Origin of the sequence: Paenibacillus sp. B2(2019), assembly GCF_008370385.1 — a bacterium.
Classification (GTDB): Bacteria; Bacillota; Bacilli; order Paenibacillales; family Paenibacillaceae; genus Paenibacillus_AQ.
In genome coordinates this window covers 189,948-206,909 of sequence record NZ_VTZR01000021.1, presented here as the reverse complement: position 1 = coordinate 206,909, position 16,962 = coordinate 189,948, and the positions used below count along the sequence as shown (strand labels likewise).

Below are 16,962 nucleotides of genomic sequence, written 5' to 3'. Positions count from 1 at the left end.
TTCAGGATGCCAGCAGCCATCAAAGGCACAATTACTGTAGACGGCCAAGAGATAACCATCACCAACCCAGAGAAGCTGCTATGGCCGGATTGCGGGATTACGAAGCGGATCTATCTGGAAAAGCTCGCCGCCCTCTCTCCCTACCTGCTGCGTTATTGTCGAGATCGGCTGCTAACCGTAATACGTTATCCGCATGGTATCTCTGGAATGTCCTTTTATCAGAAAAATGCACCTGATCCTCTTCCAGCCTTTGTCCAGACCGCTGTTCACGAGAATATTAACTATATCAAGCTGCAAGGTTTACCTGAGCTGATCTGGCTGGGTAATCTGGCTGCTTTGGAGTTTCATCCTTCTTTGCATTATGTAGGTAGCGAGCTGCCTTGTGAATGGATGATTGATCTAGACCCGTCACGTGAGGTCGAGCCCCGTATCATGGAAGCAACTGCAATCGTAGGCACGGTCCTAACCTCCCTTGGTTTATCCTCTGTGCCCAAAACCTCTGGCGCTACCGGGGTGCAGATCATCGTTCCTATCGAGACTGGCGTTACTTTTGATGGATTGCGAAAAATCGGACACTTTGTGGGTCGTTATGTCACTGAAAAGCACCCCGATTTATTCACCTTGGAGCGTCTGAAGAAGAATCGGGGAGATAAAATCTATTTTGACTACCTCCAGCATTACAGTGGCAAAACATTAGCTGCACCTTACACACCACGTGCCAGGCCGCTTGCTACAGTATCCACACCATTACTCTGGAAAGAGGTTCAGCAAAACGTATCTCCTACTGATTTTCATCTGCTCAATATTGAGGAACGCCTGCAACAGATGGGAGATCTTTTGGAAAAAGTGCCACCGCAGCCCGTCAAACAACTCATTGCTAAGCTTCCATAGGGATGGAATGCCACGAATAATGCGCCCAAAAACAGCAATAAGCCCGCAGCATCATTTCATGCTACGGGCTTATCAGGCGTCCCACTCAAGGACAGAAGGTATATTGTATAAGAATACGGCATATCGAGTCTTGTTCACCGTATTTATTGCTCCATTATTCGTAAAAATACCTTCTTTCAGTTAATAGTACTAAAGTGCCCAGCTAAAACGCCTGCGGCGTCCTTTTAGGATGGTAAGCTAATGAATTGCTTTCTTCTTGAAACGGCCACCTTTAACATCATGAATGTTACCTATTGCGATGAATGCACCAGTATCCCAATCCTCAACAATGGATTTAAGCTTGGCTTCTTCCAAACGGGTGATAACCACGAAGATCACTTTCTTATTCTCCCCGGAAAATCCGCCTTCTCCATCTAAATAAGTAACACCACGTCCAAGACGTTCCGTCAAGGCTTCACCGATATCACGGAATTTATCACTAATAATCCATACCGATTTCGACTGATCCAGACCCTCAAGTGTAATGTCAATTACCTTGAATGCAATGTAATAAGCAATTAGTGAGAACATCGCATTATTCCAACCGAACACAAATCCAGCTCCGGATAAGATGAACAGGTTGAAGAACATAACAACTTCACCTACAGAGAAGGGAAGCTTCTTGGCTACTAGAATCGCAACAATTTCTGTACCATCTAGAGATCCGCCAAAACGTACAACTAGCCCCACACCTACACCAAGAATGATCCCCCCAAAAACGGCAGCAAGCATTGGCTCAACCGTAAAAGCATTCACATGATGCAACATTGAAGTACCAATAGACATAAGCACAATTGCATATAAGGTAGATAAGGCAAAGGTCTTACCGATTTGCTTATAACCGATTAACAAGAACGGAAGGTTTAACAGCGTCAATAAAATCCCCAGAGGAATGTCGAATAGATGTGATAAAATAATGGAGATACCGGTAATCCCACCATCAATCATTTGATTCGGTACGAGGAATATCTCAAGTGCAACAGCCATCATTGCTGCCCCAATGGATAACATGATCATTCGCTGCGCGAACTTAGCCATTTTATGTGTTCCGGTCTTCTGCAGCTTGTTCTTTTCCTCTTTGGCAATCATTTGTGGACTCACATTCATAGAACTCCCCCTACAATTTAACAGTATAGTGTTGAAACATTCGGAAGTATAATTATAATCTATACTTTCTTACATTTCTTCTTATACAATTATTATATCACAAAATAAGCCCTAATAATGATTGGAACACGTTATATCCTTCGAAAAATTCAGATTTAGTCCTCTTTCCGCTCATAATAGCGGAGATAACAACTGACACAGCCCTTCACCGAGTTTGACAATTCGCCCTCTCTCCTTAAACTTTACAGGATCAATAAATTCACTGTGCTTTTGATCCTTCTCAAACCCTGTGACTAGTGGGGATATAGCATCAGGATGTAGCAGCACAGCAGTCAATTCAAAGTTAGAATAAAAGCTGCGCATATCCAGATTTGCACTCCCCACTGTAGCGAGCAGATTATCGATAATCATGATTTTGGCATGCATAAATCCTTTAGTATAGCGGTAGAATTTCACTCCAGCGTCTTGTAAATTTTCTAAATAAGACAAAGAAGCATGATAGACAAGCACATTGTCAGGCTTCGCCGGAATGATAATTCTTACATCCACTCCACGAAGTACTGCACTTTTCAAGGCCCGGCAGATGGCAGGATCAGGAATAAAATACGGTGAAGTAATCCAAATCCGCTGATTAGCTGCACATAAGGCGGCAAAATACATCTCTTGAGAGGCGTCTATTGCAGCATCCGGACCACTCCCAACAATCTTCACGGCTTCTTGTGACTCACAATTATGTTTTGGGAACAGACGCGGATGGCTCATACTTTCGCCAGAGGCCAGTCTCCAATCCTTTAAGAAGACATACTGAATATAATATACCGAGTCTCCTTCGAGACGCAGATGGGTATCACGCCAATATCCCATTTTAGGATCCTTTCCCAAATAATCATCCCCTATATTCATGCCACCTGTGAAGCCAACGAGCCCATCGACCACCAGGATCTTCCGATGATTGCGGAAATTAAAACGACGGTCCACTAGAGAACTAATCAGAGGTAAAAAAAAGTGGAACTCCACCCCAGCATTTCTCATCGTGTGAATAAACCTACGACTTAATTTATGACTGCCCAGACCATCACAAAGCAAGCGTACCTTAACGCCTTGACGCGCCTTCCGAATCATAACATCTTGAAATTGCTCACCGATCTCATCATCACGATAAATATAAAATTCCATATGTATATGTTCTTTCGCTTCTTCCATAGCTTCCAGCATAGCATCATACGCTTCTCTCGCAGATGATAATACCCTGCTCTTGTTATGACCAGTAATTGGTCCTTCTGCGATCTTAGAAAGCAAACCCATTAGACCCTTATTATTCTCAAGCTGATCGTTCCCACTCTCAGTAACATCCTTTACTACCTTAATATTGCCAGAGACATGCGAACGAATTTCACGAAATAGTGTAGTACATCTTTTGTTTAATTTTCGATTCTGTCTATAATCACGGCCCAGAAAATAATAGAATGCCAGACCCAGCGGCGGACAACAGAATGAAATGAACAACCACGCCAATGCTCTTTGCGGGCGACGAAACTCCATAAATACAATTACTGCGACCTGAATAACAAAAAGACTTAGAATTATCGCAAAGATCTTCAATTCACTACCCCCTTCATTAATAAAACAGTTACCAATAGACTCGCTGCGACGATTCTATTACTGGTTTTGCCGTAACTCTCTTTCTTTATTCAAACAAACCGTTGTCATGTTCCTGAAAGATATGGAATACATAGAGTAGTAAGACAATTCGGGATGAGCCTATTGGAAGTAAGGTCGTTAGCTTCGTGTATCGTAAGGCGGCTGCCATATGCCGCAGAAAGGAGAAGCCATGAAGAGTCAGCCAGATCATAACCGGATTACGCTGCTCGTCGTAAGGGATGCCGGACGCCCAGTCAAACAACTTCAGATCTCCAAGCCACTTGCGTTCGCCCTACCGGCAGCAGCAGCCCTGTCCCTCTCCAGTCTGGTCACCTCTATGCATTTCCATGCCTCGCAGTCGATCTCACAACTGGAAGCTGAGGCAGCCGCACTATCACTAACCAATCTCCGCATGGAAATGAAGGTCGCTGACAAGGATAAGGATCTTATGCAGCTTCGTACTCAAGTCAGCGAGCTATCAGAAGAGGCAGATCATATTAAAGATAAGCTGAAGAGTGTAAATGCGCTGGAACAGGAGTTGCAGTCTTTGATTAACAAAAGCAAAGGCTCCGCCGCTGAAACAAAAGAATCAAAAACGGGATCAACCGCTTCAAACTCAACCTTAGGCTTATCGAGCCGTAACGCTGTGCCAATCCCAAATGAGACATCTTTTAAAGCTACAATCACATCACAGGTAGGCGGAGAATATATCGCGTCTTATCAGAACGAATCGCTGAATCTAGTGGAGGAAACAAAAGACGATTTCGAAGAGATCCACGGTATGCTCGATGAAATGGTGGAAAGTATTACTCAAACTATCACTCTGGCGGAGCATGCGAATAACGTTCAAGCAAATCAACAGGCAAAAAAAGCTCAAGCCGAAAAAGCCAGACAAAATGCAGCGGTACTCTGGCCTACCGATTCTAGGGTCATCTCCTCAAGCTTCGGCTACCGAACAGATCCTTTCAAAGGCTTATCCGCTTTCCATTCAGGTGTCGATATTGCCGGGAACTTAGGCGATCCTGTATATGCCGCCTTAGACGGGGAGGTCGTTACCTCCGAGCAGATGGGTGCGAGAGGCAAGTATGTCGTGATCAAGCATTCGAACGGGCTTGAAACCTGGTATATGCATCTGCAGGCAATGAATGTATCTGCGGGAGACAAGGTTAATAAGGGGCAGAAGATCGGCTTGCTTGGAAACACTGGTCGAAGCACAGGACCTCATCTTCATTTCCAGGTAGTGAAGCAGAATAAAACTGTGGATCCATTGGATTATGTTAAACCCTAAACGTTAATGTCAAAATATATGAAATAGGAGGAATTTATACATGTGGAATAAGCGGCAGCAGCGTGCCTCTATCAAGTCTACTGACTCTCTGATTGGGCATGGAGGTACGCTCGAGGGTAAAGTACATTGTGATACGAACCTGAGGATTGAAGGTACCTTTAGCGGAGAAATTATATGCAGTGGTATAGTCACTGTAGGTGAGGAAGGCACGGTGCGCTCCAGTATTAGGGCAGAAGAGATCGTTATCGCCGGTAAAGTATATGGAGATGTTACCGCAGACCGTAGGCTCATTATGACTGGTACTGGCGAGCTGCACGGTAATATTTCTGCAGGAGCACTAAGTATTATGGAGGGCAGCCTGCTTAATGGGTCCATCGCCATGCAAGAACAGCCCACCTCTGAACAAGCAGGTGAGCTCAAAAGTAATAAGAAAAAGGACAAGACAGCAAAACGTTCCTCCAAAGCAGAAGAAACGCTTGAAGCCGGTTAATCCTATTTTTATCCAGCAACGTCCCGTTTACGGAAGACAAACCAGGAAACTGCTAAGAATATAACATAATACACTGCCAGCACAGCAATGGAGAAGCCTAATGTAGCACCACCTGGACCAACATCAGATCCCATGTAGACCCTTAGATCCATATGAGTGAAAATTAAATATCTGGCCCATTCGAACACATCCGGATTAAGCAAAGCAGCGAAAATACCTTGGGCAAACATGATAAACATAGATAACCCTATCGCCAATCCACTTGCACGGAATACAGAGGAGATCATAAAAGCAAGCGTAACTGTCAAGAAAAGAGTGACATAGCGGCATAGGAGATCTATAAAGGAATACTCAGCAGGACTCCAAGCTGTAATCGAAGACAGTGTGTCTCCAGTTGGTGAGGCGAAAATAAACGATGAAGCTAAACCAAAAACAATCAATACTGCAGTACAAAGCAAGCTAAACAACACAATGCTAATGTATTTCGAGAGCAAGATCTGGGAACGGCTCCACGGGCGAATCAGCAGCATTTTGATGGTTCCCCAGGTAAATTCGCCCGCTACGGAGTCAGCGGCTATAACAACAACGAAGATCGTATTCAGGAAGAATACAACACTCACTATCATTTGGAAGCTGTCCCAAACGCCTAAGCGCGATGCAGGGTTATCCGTTGTGAAATACATAAGAGCCGGAAGAAACGCACTAAACACTGCTAGAATAATCAGCATAATCCATGTGCGAGCACGACTATATATCTTGATGTTCTCATTATGTATCAACGCTGTAAAATTACTCAATTCCTTCACCTCCTGTAACCTCTAAGAATTGATCCTCTAGCGTACGGGCAAGTGATTTGATACTGTACACTTTAATCCCACCAGCCACTAGTCTGGCATTAAACTCAGCAATTTCTTCACGTGCGGCCTCAACTACAAGCCCACCGCTCTTTAATGTTCCTTGTCCAATGAGAGCAAGTGCAGCTTCGGCATCGTCAACCTCAAACAAGGTTTCTCCGATAGGCATTGTAACATTGCCTACCTCTTTTAGCTGTTTTACCTCAAGCAGTTGCCCATTCTGAATAATAGCTACACTGTCACACATGAGCTCCATTTCGGAAAGTAAATGGCTGGAGACAAATACGGTTGTTCCTTCTTCACGACAGAGTAGGCGCAGATAGTCACGAAGCTCACGTATACCTTGTGGATCAAGCCCATTGGTTGGCTCATCTAGAACCAGTAGCTTTGGTCGGTTTAGTAGCGCCTGAGCTACTCCAAGTCTCTGACGCATACCTAGGGAATAAGTCTTCACTTTGTCATGAATTCTTTGACCAAGCCCGACCAGCTCCACAACCTCATCAATCCGTTGCTTACTGACTCCCGGTACCATCCGTGCAAATTGTCTAAGATTCTGATACCCGGACAGAAACTTGTACATTTCAGGATTCTCAACAATAGCCCCAACACTTGCAATAGCCTCTTTATAATTATTTTTAATACTATGACCACTAATCAGGACGTCCCCACTGCTAATGGAAATTAATCCCACCATCATTCGTATTGTTGTCGTCTTCCCTGCTCCGTTTGGTCCCAAAAACCCGAATATTTGACCCGGTGGGATATCCAGCGTTAAATCGCTCACCAGCGTCTTAGAGCCTATTTTCTTGGTAACTCCCTTCAGACGGGCAACAGGTTCAGACAGTATTTCTGTATTTGACACAGTATCACTCCCTTTCATTTACAAACAAGTTTACCATACCGTTTTTTTCAGAAAATTACAAAAAAGAAACAGTCTAACGTTCTTTAGACCAAGGATTCGATTCGATTTGAACAAAAAAGGACCTGGCCTCCCGCAAACGAAAGAGTCCAAGTCCCTTATATCACTTCATACAATATTACCTGTTTTCAGAATGCAGGTATTTAGCCACCTACACGTGCAAGCTCGCGCATATTCGCTTCAAATGCAGCCATCAAAGCAGCCTCGCCGGTCAATCCGGTTTGCTCCACTTTGCGAATCTGCTCCATCATCCGTTTGTAATCCTTCGGAATGACACGAACAAACTTCGGCAAGCTATCTGCCCACTGATCCAATACCCGCGCTCCCGCCTTACTGCCTGTAAGCTCTACATGACGGCTAATCAGCTCGCGCAGCTCTTCGATCTCTTCTGGCTCTTCCACTCTCTCGAGAAGTACCATCTCGAGATTGCAACGGCCGATGAAGGATCTCTCTGGGTCGTAAACATAAGCGATACCACCTGACATCCCTGCCGCAAAGTTACGGCCTGTTTCACCAAGAACAACCACACGGCCTCCAGTCATGTATTCACAACCGTGGTCACCCACACCTTCTACAACAACCTTCGCTCCAGAATTACGAACGGCAAAGCGTTCACCGGCGATACCGTTGATATAAGCTTCTCCAGCTGTTGCTCCGTAGAATGCAGTATTTCCGATAATGATATTGTCCTCAGCTGCAAAGGTAGCTTTTGGAGATGGTTTGATAATAATCTTACCACCCGACAGTCCCTTACCAACGTAGTCATTGGAATCGCCTTCCACCGTAAGTGTGATCCCCTTAGGCACGAATGCACCTAAGCTTTGACCAGCAGAACCGGTGAAATGAAGACGAATCGTATCATCAGGCAAACCAGCTGCCCCGTATTTACGTGTCAGCTCGCTACCGAGGATGGTTCCAACGGCACGATTAACGTTCGTAATCGGTAACGATGCTTCTACAGCCGTTCCAGATTCCAGTGCAGGTGCAGCCAGATCCAGCAGTTTAGAGACATCAAGCGTCTCTTCCAGACCATGATTCTGACGTTTACTGCAGAAGCGTGTGCTTCCCTCTGGCATTTCCGGCACATGCAGCAGACTACTCAAATCTACGCCCTTCTTCTTCCAATGCTGCGAAGCTTGAGCAGCGTCTAAGCAATCTGTACGGCCAACCATCTCTTCAATCGTACGGAAGCCAAGACTCGCCATAATTTCGCGTAAATCCTGTGCCACAAAGGTCATAAAGTTAACTACATGCTGTGGATCACCCGTAAAGTTCTTACGAAGATCTGGATTTTGTGTCGCTACACCAACCGGACAAGTATCCATTTGGCAGACACGCATCATGATACAACCCACAGCTACTAACGGAGCAGTAGCGAAGCCATACTCTTCAGCACCCAGTAATACAGCTACGGCTAGATCGCGTCCGCTAAGCATTTTTCCGTCTGTTTCCAGTACAACGCGGTCACGCAGATTGTTCAGCATCAACGTCTGATGCGTTTCGGCCAAGCCAAGTTCCCATGGCAGACCTGCATGACGAATGGAGTTCATCGGAGATGCACCTGTCCCCCCGTCATAGCCACTTACCAGGATAATATCAGCGCGCCCTTTGGCTACGCCAGCAGCAATCGTACCTACTCCGACCTCAGAGACGAGCTTAACATTAATATTTGCACGTGGATTGGCATTCTTCAGATCGTAGATCAGCTCTGCCAAATCCTCAATCGAATAAATATCATGATGCGGCGGAGGTGAAATCAAGCCCACACCAGCTGTTGAACCGCGCACTTCAGCCACCCATGGATAAACTTTACGTCCTGGAAGCTGTCCGCCTTCCCCTGGTTTAGCACCCTGAGCCATCTTAATCTGGATCTCATCAGCGTTAACAAGATAGTTAGATGTAACTCCAAAACGTCCGGAGGCTACTTGTTTAATCGCACTGCGGCGGGAATCGCCGTTGCTGTCCGGGATATAGCGGGCTGGATCTTCTCCGCCCTCACCAGTATTGCTCTTACCACCGATCCGGTTCATCGCAATAGCGAGGGTCTCATGTGCTTCCTTACTAATGGAACCAAAGGACATCGCACCCGTCTTAAACCGTTTCATAATGGACTCTACTGGTTCTACTTCTTCTAATGGAATAGGTTCATAAGCTGACTTGAACTGCAACAAGGAACGAATTGTCAGATGCTTCTCACTTTCACCTTGAACAAGTGCAGCATATTTCTTATACAACTTATAATCCCCACTACGCACGGAGTGCTGAAGCAGATGTATGGTCTGTGGGTTGAACAAATGATCTTCCCCATCGTTTCGCCATTGATAATCACCACCGGAATCAAGCACTTTATCATTTCCGTCTTTTTCCGTGAAAGCACGGTTATGATGGATAAGTGCCTCAGTTGCTACTTCCTCCAGACCAATACCGCCAATGCGGGAAGGTGTCCAAGTAAAGTAACGATCCACGAATTCCGAGTTCAGACCCACAGCTTCAAAGATCTGCGCGCCCCGGTAGGATTGAATAGTCGAAATCCCCATTTTGGAAAGAATCTTAACTACGCTCTTAGTCGCAGCTTTAATATAGTTCTTCACAGCCTTCTCATGCGAGATTCCCCGCAGTAAACCTTGGCCGATCATATCATCCAAGCTTTCAAAGGCCAGATACGGATTGACTGCACTCACACCATAACCAAGCAGAAGTGCATAATGATGGACTTCACGAGGTTCACCGGATTCGAGTAAAATACTAACTTTTGTCCGTGTTCCTTGACGGATCAGATGGTGATGTAGACTTGATACCGCAAGTAGAGCTGGAATTGCAGCATTCTCACGGTCCACACCGCGGTCCGTCAGAATCAGAATGTTATGACCTTTAGCCATAACGCGATCAGCAGCCTCATTCATACGCTCAAGCGCGATACGCATTCCTTCTGCTCCGAGCTCAGCTGGGAAAAGAATCGGAATAGACATCGACTTGAAGCCTGCACGACGAACATGACGAATTTTAGCAAAATCTTCATTCGAAAGAATCGGTGTGTGCAGCGAGATTTGGCGACAGCTTTCTGGTTCTGGTTTAAGCAAGTTACGCTCTGGTCCAATCGTAGTCGTAGTAGAGGTAACCAGCTCTTCGCGAATAGCATCGATTGGTGGATTCGTTACCTGAGCAAACATTTGTTTGAAATAGTTATATAGACGTTGCGGACGGTCTGAAAGCACAGCGAGCGGCGCATCATAACCCATGGAACCTACAGCTTCAGCGCCAGTAGATGCCATTGGTTCAAGCACCTTGCGCAAGTCCTCAAAAGTATAGCCGAACGCTTGCTGCAGCTGCTGAACATTGTCATGCTTAGGATTTGGTAGCTCAGGCGCATCTGGAAGCTCTTCGAGACTAATCAAATGCTCATCCAGCCACTGGCGGTAAGGCTTCTCAGTGGCGATAGCCGATTTGACTTCCTCATCGGAGATAATACGGCCTTCCTTCGTATCCACGAGCAGCATGCGTCCAGGCTTCAGGCGGTCTTTATATAAGATGTCCTCTGCTGGAATGTCCAGTACACCCGCTTCGGAGGATAGAATAATCATGTCGTCCTTTGTTACATAATAACGAGCAGGTCGCAAGCCGTTACGGTCGAGAATAGCGCCGATTTGCACACCATCTGTAAAGCCCATTGCAGCAGGTCCGTCCCATGGCTCCATCAAAGTGCTGTGGTATTCGTAAAAAGCTTTCTTGTCGGCGTCCATACTGTCATGATTGCTCCATGGTTCAGGAACCATCATCATGGCTACTTGTGTCAAGGAGCGTCCGCTCAAATAAAGAAACTCAAAGGTATTATCGAACATTGCAGTGTCCGATCCATCCGGGTTTATAACAGGTTTGATCTTGCTCAGATCTTCGCCGAACACTTCACTCTTGAACAGCGACTGGCGGGCATGCATCCAGTTCACATTTCCGCGCAAGGTATTGATCTCACCATTGTGGATCATAAAGCGGTAGGGATGCGCACGTTCCCAGCTTGGGAAGGTATTCGTACTGAAACGGGAGTGAACTAACGCGATTGCTGATTCCAGCTCTTCGTTCTGCAAATCCAGGTAGAATTGTCCGACTTGTTCTGTAGTCAGCATGCCTTTGTACACGATCTTACGACATGACAAGCTTGGGATATAGAAGGCTTCAGCCTCTTCTACACCACCGTAGCGAATCGCAAGCTCTGCACGTTTGCGGATGACATAAAGCTTACGTTCAAAAGACAATTCGTTCGTAACCGAGGCCGAGCGACCGATAAACACTTGGCGCACAAAAGGTTTTGCAGCCTTCGCGGTTTTGCCAAGCATTTCATCATAGGTAGGTACATCACGATAGCCGAGTACTTCCTGACCTTCTTCAGCAATAATTTTGCTTAAGAGTGCCTCATGTTGAGCCCGAACTTTCTCGTTATGAGATAGAAAAATCATACCTACGCCATAATGGCCTTGTTCCGGCAAAGCAAAGCCAAGATTTTGGGCTTCACTAGCAAAGAAACGGTGCGGAATTTGAAGCATGATACCTGCTCCGTCACCAGAGTTGGGTTCGCTACCTTGTCCGCCACGATGCTCCATATTAAAGAGCATTGTTAAAGCGTTACTAACAATATCATGGGACGGTTTGCCTTTAATATGGGCTACAAATCCCATGCCGCAAGCATCTTTTTCGAACTGGGGATCATACAGGCCCTGTTTTCCGGGCAGTTCAGTGTGTCTCATCGAACGCAACCTTTCTATTATAAAGTATGGCGTAATCTTTGGAAAATTTTTCAGATTAAAATTTTAATAATTATTCAAGCCAGATTAGTGCTATTATTTTATCACCGAGGTGACAACAGCGCAATTTAAACTTTTTTATGATGCTGATTAACATTTCTTTTTGCGACACAGCTTTAGTGGACAAAAGTTTAAAAAAACTCATCTATGTATAATTATGCATAAATGACGCATAAGAACTTATGCAATGAAAGCGTTTCAAGAATTTTCATTACCCTTGAATGTTTGCAAGAAAAAGGGTGCTATGATTTAAACTCAAAAAAAGCGCCCCCCGGAGGAGACGCTTTTTAATTACTTTTTTTAAAATTATACAGTCATAGCTTGTTCACTATTCATTCCAGCTTCATTGTCCCGACTGCGGGTCATGAAGTAAGCGAAAGTAAGAGCAAGGAACCCAAGACCGAAGATTGCAAGCACACCTACGTCACTCCACATTGCACTGAAGTCCCCTGTAGAAATTACTGATTTAAGACCACTAACTGTGTAAGTCATAGGAAGCAGTGGGTTAAAGAATTTCATCCAGTTCGGGATCAATTCAAGTGGGAATGTTCCGGCACTAGTTGTTAATTGGAAAATAAGAATAACGATAACAACAAAACGTCCCGGTTGATCCAGCCAAGTAACAATGGATTGAATTACCCATGTGTAAACTAGACTAGTCAAGAATGTAAATAGGAAGAATAGCGGTACACTTTGTACTTCTAGTCCAAGTCCGTACAATACAACCACAGCAGCCAGCATAGACTGGATAAAGCTCATGATTGAGAACGTAAGCGTACGGCTGATAAAACGATTCATACGGCTTGCGCCTATTACAGCTGATTCACGCATTGGAATAACAATCGTAGAAATCAGAGCACCTACAAACAACCCAAGAGATAAGAAGTAAGGAGCAAATCCTGTTCCGTAGTTTGGTACATGATTTACAACTTGATCCTCAACCACAACCGGTTGTGCGAACATTTCCATCATTTTATCTGACTTATTCACACTGCCTGTTTTCTCAGCAGCATCTCCAAGCTTAGTTGCCAGTTCTGTTGATCCAGATTTCAGATCATCCATACCATCTTTCAGCTCGCCTGCACCGTCAGCCAGTTTTTTCGAACCATCTGCTACAGCACTGATACCGGAACCTAGTTCGCCTACACCGCTTAGCAGTTTTGAGGTACCATCGCCAAGTGCTTTACCGCCTTCAGCCAGCTTGCTGCCTCCAGCTGCAGCTTCTTTAAGCTTCGCACCAAATTGTTGCATCCCTGCATTCAGCTTATCGCCACCCGTTACAAGTGCAGATGCGCCTTGTGCCAGTTTTTGTTGTCCTGTCAAAAGCTGTGTGCTACCAGCATTTAATTGCTGTGCTCCATCATGCAACTGAGTTACACCATCAGCTACCTGCTGTGAACCCGAATGCAGTTGAGTTGCACCTTGTGCCAGTTGCTCTTGCCCACTGTGGAGTGCAGTAGCACCCTGTGCCAGTTGCTCTTGGCTTTGTTGCAGTTGCTCACTACCTTGTGCAACAGCTGCACTAGCTGCTAGGAGCTTCTGTACGGCTGGATTCTGTGCCAGCTCAGGACTAGCCTGTGCCAATTGCTGCAACCCTTGAGCGACCGCTTTAGCGCCCTCAGTAACCTTTGTGCTACCTTCTGCGGAAGCCTGCAAGCCTGCTTCTAGCTTCGCGCTGCCATCAACGGAAGAGGTTAAACCTGCTTCCAGCTTCGCGCTGCCGTCAACTAAAGATTGTGTTCCTGCTTGTAGTTTAGTAGTACCATCCACAGCAGACTTCGTTCCTGCTTGAAGCTGTGTGGCACCTGTTACAGCTTGCTTCAAGCCATCACTAAGCTGTTTACTGCCGGCAGCGCTTTGAGCAACTCCGTCTTGAAGCTGCGTATGTGCAGTAGACAGTTGTTGCAATCCGCTTGCCAACGTGGTTGATCCTGTTTTAAGCGCCGTAGCACCTGCATTCAAATCAGTCACACCTTGTGTAAGGGGTTCTACACCATTTTGAAGTTTACCTGTACCATCTGTCAGTACAAGAAGATTATCTTTCAGCTTCAAGGCTCCGTCATCTAGCTTACCAGCGCCATCTGCGATCTTGGAAGCTCCATCTCCTGCTTCGCCCAATCCATCAGATACTTCTGTAATCTGATTGAATACAGACTCCACATAAGCTTCTGTTACTTTAGCAGATACTTTATTTTTAATTTCTGCTACAGCCGTCCCACCGATTTGACCGGCCAGGAAGTTGTAGCCTTCATTTGGCTCATAAATAATTTTTGCCGGTTGTGGTTCATCATCCAAAAGCGTTGTTGCTTTAGCAGAGAAGTCTTCTGGAACAATAATCGCCATATAATAGGTATTGTCCTTCATTCCTGCTTGCGCTTCTTCTAGTGAAACAAAGTTCCATTGAAAGCCATCGGTTACCTTAAGCTCCTCAACCAGATCATCTCCGGCCTGAAGTTGTTTTCCTTCATAATTAGCACCGACGTCTTGGTTGACCACAGCAACCGGTAACTCATTCATCTTGCCATACGGATCCCAGAATGCCTTTAGGAAGAATCCGCTATACATCACCGGAATAAATAGGATGGCAATCATCGGAATCAGCACCTTTGGATTTCTCAGTGCTGCGCCAAGATCCTTGGTAAATACGGATAATGATTTCATTCTGGTTCTCTCCTTATGAGCTTATGCTCTCTTTAAAATGCTTTGTTTGCGAAATATTACGTAACACTAGGTGACCATTTTCCCCATCTGGTCAATTCAGGGGATAAAAAAACGCCTTTCGGCTCTTCTTCAATGCCTAAAACAGTTTGGAAGTTGTTAAGGGAAAGCAATCTGATCACGCCATCCCTATCCTGAATCAACGCTTACTGTGCCAATCCTTCGGCGAGAAACAAATGAAAGTACATCTTGATCTGTTCCTTGTCCAAGGGAGTATGTGTTTTATTCAGTTCAGCAGTCAATACAATATATAGCCTGAACATGACTACAGATACGATTTTAGGATCGCAAGGTTTGATTTCTCCCTTTTCAAGGGCTTGTTGCACCTCCCGTTCTAAATATTCTAAAACTAAGTTCTCGATCTTCTCGAGCCCTTCTCCTGCCTGCGGCGTTCCGAATTCGCGACTCTCCTGGGAAAGCTTGATGAATAGCTCCTGCTCACTTCGAAATTCCAGCAGGGCATCCAGCACACGATGCAGGTTATCAAAGAAAGGTCTGTCTCGCCTGATCTCGCGATCAGCAATCATCTTCATTTCTACCATCATATCGCGCAGGATCTCATCAAACAATTGCTCTTTGTTTGTAAAAAAGGTGTAGATGGTTCCTTTCCCGACATTTGCGATCTTAGCAACCTGATCCATGGTAGTCGCCTTATAGCCGAATAATGAAAATGATTTTGCTGCGGCCTGAAGCACCTGCTGTCTTCGATCCACCACTGCCACCTGTGCCCACTTCCTTTCTCCAGAAAATATCATTACCGCTGACTATCTGACCACTTTACTAATCCGGTCAATTGGTCATTCATTACTTTAACATGTAGCTTTGCAGTTTGCAATACTTTAGAAAATCTTTTATTTTTTTATTTATTGCAGGGTTTTAACTTTCTATTTACGTCTTATTTGTATAATGTGAGTAGAGAACAGTTTTCCCTCATCTATTTAAGAAGAAATTCCGCATTTCTATTGAAAAGGAAAGTAGCAGGTGAACTTATGCGAAAGAAAAGAGTACTGCTGTTTTCGGAAGGCTTCGGTACGGGCCACACAGGAGCAGCCTATGCTCTGGCCGAAGGAATAAAGCTGCTGAATCCGGATGTCCAGTGCCGAGTCATCGAGCTAGGTAAATTTCTTAACCCGATGGTCGCCCCATGGATTCTTTCCGCTTACCGAAAAACAGTTAGCAGCCAGCCTAAGCTGGTCGGCATGATGTATAAGACACAATATCATAAATCATTGAACCCGTTGACTAAGATGGCACTTCATCGGATTTTTTATACACATGCCTCTCAAGTGATCGAACAGCTAAAGCCTGATTTGATTATTTGCACACACCCCATTCCGGCCGCTGTCATTTCCAGACTAAAGCGTCGTGGATTGGAGGTTCCGCTGTATACGTTAATTACAGATTATGATGCACATGGTAGCTGGGTAAATTCCGAGGTCAATCGATATCTCGTCTCTACCCCACGCGTCAAATCAATTCTAACAGGCCGAGGGATTGCTCCTGAGCTTGTAACGGTCACGGGCATTCCTGTGCATCCGAAGTTCTGGGAACGATCCAACAAGACGCTGCTCCGCAAGGAACTAGGTCTAGCCGATATCCCTACTGTTCTCATAATGGGTGGAGGCTGGGGACTGATGTTCGGCAAAGAGATTATGAATTCACTCACAGCCAGAATGGATAACATCCAACTTATCTTCTGTATGGGCAGTAACGAGAAGCTTATAGCTAAAATGAAGTCCAATCCAAGGCTTAATCATCCTAACGTCAAGATTCTTGGATACACCAGTGAAATCAATAAACTTATGGATGCTTCCGACCTTCTAATCACAAAGCCTGGCGGTATGACCTGTACCGAAGGTCAGGCTAAGGGAATTCCAATGCTCTTCTATAAAGCTATTCCAGGTCAGGAAGAGAAAAACTGCCAATATTTCGTAGAGCTAGGACTAGCAGAGGTACTTGACTGTGAGGTAGTGAACAAATGGTTCTCTATGATGCTTCGTGAGTATTCTGTTCTCGAAGAACAGCGTAAACGCCGTCTAGCCCCTGATAAACATCAACCGCAAAGTTGCGCGACTACCGTTCTGCAGATGTTAGGCAACCCCGCAGACAAAACAGCTGATATCAGAGGAGCAAGATCTCAAGCCCGAGGCGAAGAGCCTGTGTGCATTACACCATAAAGAAAAGCAGGTAGCCAGGGAAATCCCCGGCTACCTGCTTTT

At 45.3% G+C, this 16,962-nt stretch carries 11 protein-coding genes; 4 read left to right on the top strand and 7 right to left on the bottom strand.

The features are described from left to right. Positions 1 to 6 precede the first annotated feature (6 nt). Positions 7 to 891 (top strand): non-homologous end-joining DNA ligase, encoded by an 885-nt coding sequence (gene ligD, locus PAENI_RS20055; protein ID WP_149646489.1) that lies wholly within the window; start codon positions 7 to 9, stop codon positions 889 to 891. Between the two features lie 237 nt (positions 892 to 1,128). On the opposite strand, the gene PAENI_RS20050 is transcribed toward ligD, so the two are convergent. After that, a complete protein-coding gene (locus tag PAENI_RS20050; protein ID WP_231573468.1) occupies positions 1,129 to 1,968 on the bottom strand; it encodes a YitT family protein in 840 nt (279 codons plus the stop codon). Between the two features lie 240 nt (positions 1,969 to 2,208). Then, positions 2,209 to 3,639 (bottom strand): cardiolipin synthase, encoded by a 1,431-nt coding sequence (gene cls / locus PAENI_RS20045; protein WP_149646488.1) that lies wholly within the window; start codon positions 3,637 to 3,639, stop codon positions 2,209 to 2,211. Positions 3,640 to 3,847: 208 nt separating this feature from the next. Between cls and PAENI_RS20040 the strand changes: the two genes are divergently transcribed. Together PAENI_RS20040 and PAENI_RS20035 are read left to right on the top strand one after the other, a co-directional pair. Beyond that, positions 3,848 to 4,966: a M23 family metallopeptidase gene (locus PAENI_RS20040; RefSeq protein ID WP_262495663.1), complete on the top strand. Its 1,119-nt coding sequence runs from the start codon at positions 3,848 to 3,850 to the stop codon at positions 4,964 to 4,966. 40 nt (positions 4,967 to 5,006) lie between these two features. Then, the gene (locus PAENI_RS20035; RefSeq protein ID WP_149646487.1) at positions 5,007 to 5,456 is read left to right on the top strand and encodes a bactofilin family protein; all 450 of its coding nucleotides are present in this window, start codon (positions 5,007 to 5,009) and stop codon (positions 5,454 to 5,456) included. Positions 5,457 to 5,464: 8 nt separating this feature from the next. Here the strand turns inward: PAENI_RS20035 and PAENI_RS20030 are convergent, their stop codons facing one another. The 5 genes from PAENI_RS20030 to PAENI_RS20010 form a co-directional block, all read right to left on the bottom strand. Beyond that, positions 5,465 to 6,253: an ABC transporter permease gene (locus tag PAENI_RS20030; RefSeq protein WP_149646486.1), complete on the bottom strand. Its 789-nt coding sequence runs from the start codon at positions 6,251 to 6,253 to the stop codon at positions 5,465 to 5,467. Beyond that, complete coding sequence (locus tag PAENI_RS20025; protein ID WP_262495673.1) at positions 6,246 to 7,157, bottom strand: ABC transporter ATP-binding protein; 912 nt, start codon at positions 7,155 to 7,157, stop codon at positions 6,246 to 6,248. Before PAENI_RS20025 ends, PAENI_RS20030 begins: the two co-directional genes overlap by 8 nt. 215 nt (positions 7,158 to 7,372) lie before the next feature. Further along, positions 7,373 to 11,968 (bottom strand): glutamate synthase large subunit, encoded by a 4,596-nt coding sequence (gene gltB / locus PAENI_RS20020; RefSeq protein ID WP_149646484.1) that lies wholly within the window; start codon positions 11,966 to 11,968, stop codon positions 7,373 to 7,375. 363 nt (positions 11,969 to 12,331) lie between these two features. After that, positions 12,332 to 14,686 carry a YhgE/Pip domain-containing protein gene (locus PAENI_RS20015; RefSeq protein WP_149646483.1) on the bottom strand — a complete coding sequence of 785 codons (2,355 nt, stop codon included), beginning with the start codon at positions 14,684 to 14,686 and terminating at the stop codon, positions 12,332 to 12,334. Positions 14,687 to 14,889: 203 nt separating this feature from the next. Further along, entirely contained in the window at positions 14,890 to 15,465 is a 576-nt protein-coding gene (locus tag PAENI_RS20010) for a TetR/AcrR family transcriptional regulator (RefSeq protein ID WP_179085738.1), read from the bottom strand. A 267-nt stretch (positions 15,466 to 15,732) separates the two neighbouring features. Here PAENI_RS20010 and PAENI_RS20005 point away from each other — a divergent pair, with 267 nt between their 5' ends. Then, a complete protein-coding gene (locus tag PAENI_RS20005) occupies positions 15,733 to 16,920 on the top strand; it encodes an MGDG synthase family glycosyltransferase (protein WP_149646482.1) in 1,188 nt (395 codons plus the stop codon). The last annotated feature ends 42 nt before the right edge of the window (positions 16,921 to 16,962 follow it).

What these genes read in the sequence shown, in the direction of transcription:
- ligD (WP_149646489.1), top strand. Translation starts at nt 7, where the DNA reads ATGCCAGCAGCCATCAAAGGCACAATTACTGTAGACGGCCAAGAGATA.
- PAENI_RS20050 (WP_231573468.1), bottom strand. Translation starts at nt 1,968, where the DNA reads ATGGCTAAGTTCGCGCAGCGAATGATCATGTTATCCATTGGGGCAGCA.
- PAENI_RS20040 (WP_262495663.1), top strand. Translation starts at nt 3,848, where the DNA reads ATGCCGCAGAAAGGAGAAGCCATGAAGAGTCAGCCAGATCATAACCGG.
- PAENI_RS20035 (WP_149646487.1), top strand. Translation starts at nt 5,007, where the DNA reads ATGTGGAATAAGCGGCAGCAGCGTGCCTCTATCAAGTCTACTGACTCT.
- gltB (WP_149646484.1), bottom strand. Translation starts at nt 11,968, where the DNA reads ATGAGACACACTGAACTGCCCGGAAAACAGGGCCTGTATGATCCCCAG.
- PAENI_RS20015 (WP_149646483.1), bottom strand. Translation starts at nt 14,686, where the DNA reads ATGAAATCATTATCCGTATTTACCAAGGATCTTGGCGCAGCACTGAGA.
- PAENI_RS20005 (WP_149646482.1), top strand. Translation starts at nt 15,733, where the DNA reads ATGCGAAAGAAAAGAGTACTGCTGTTTTCGGAAGGCTTCGGTACGGGC.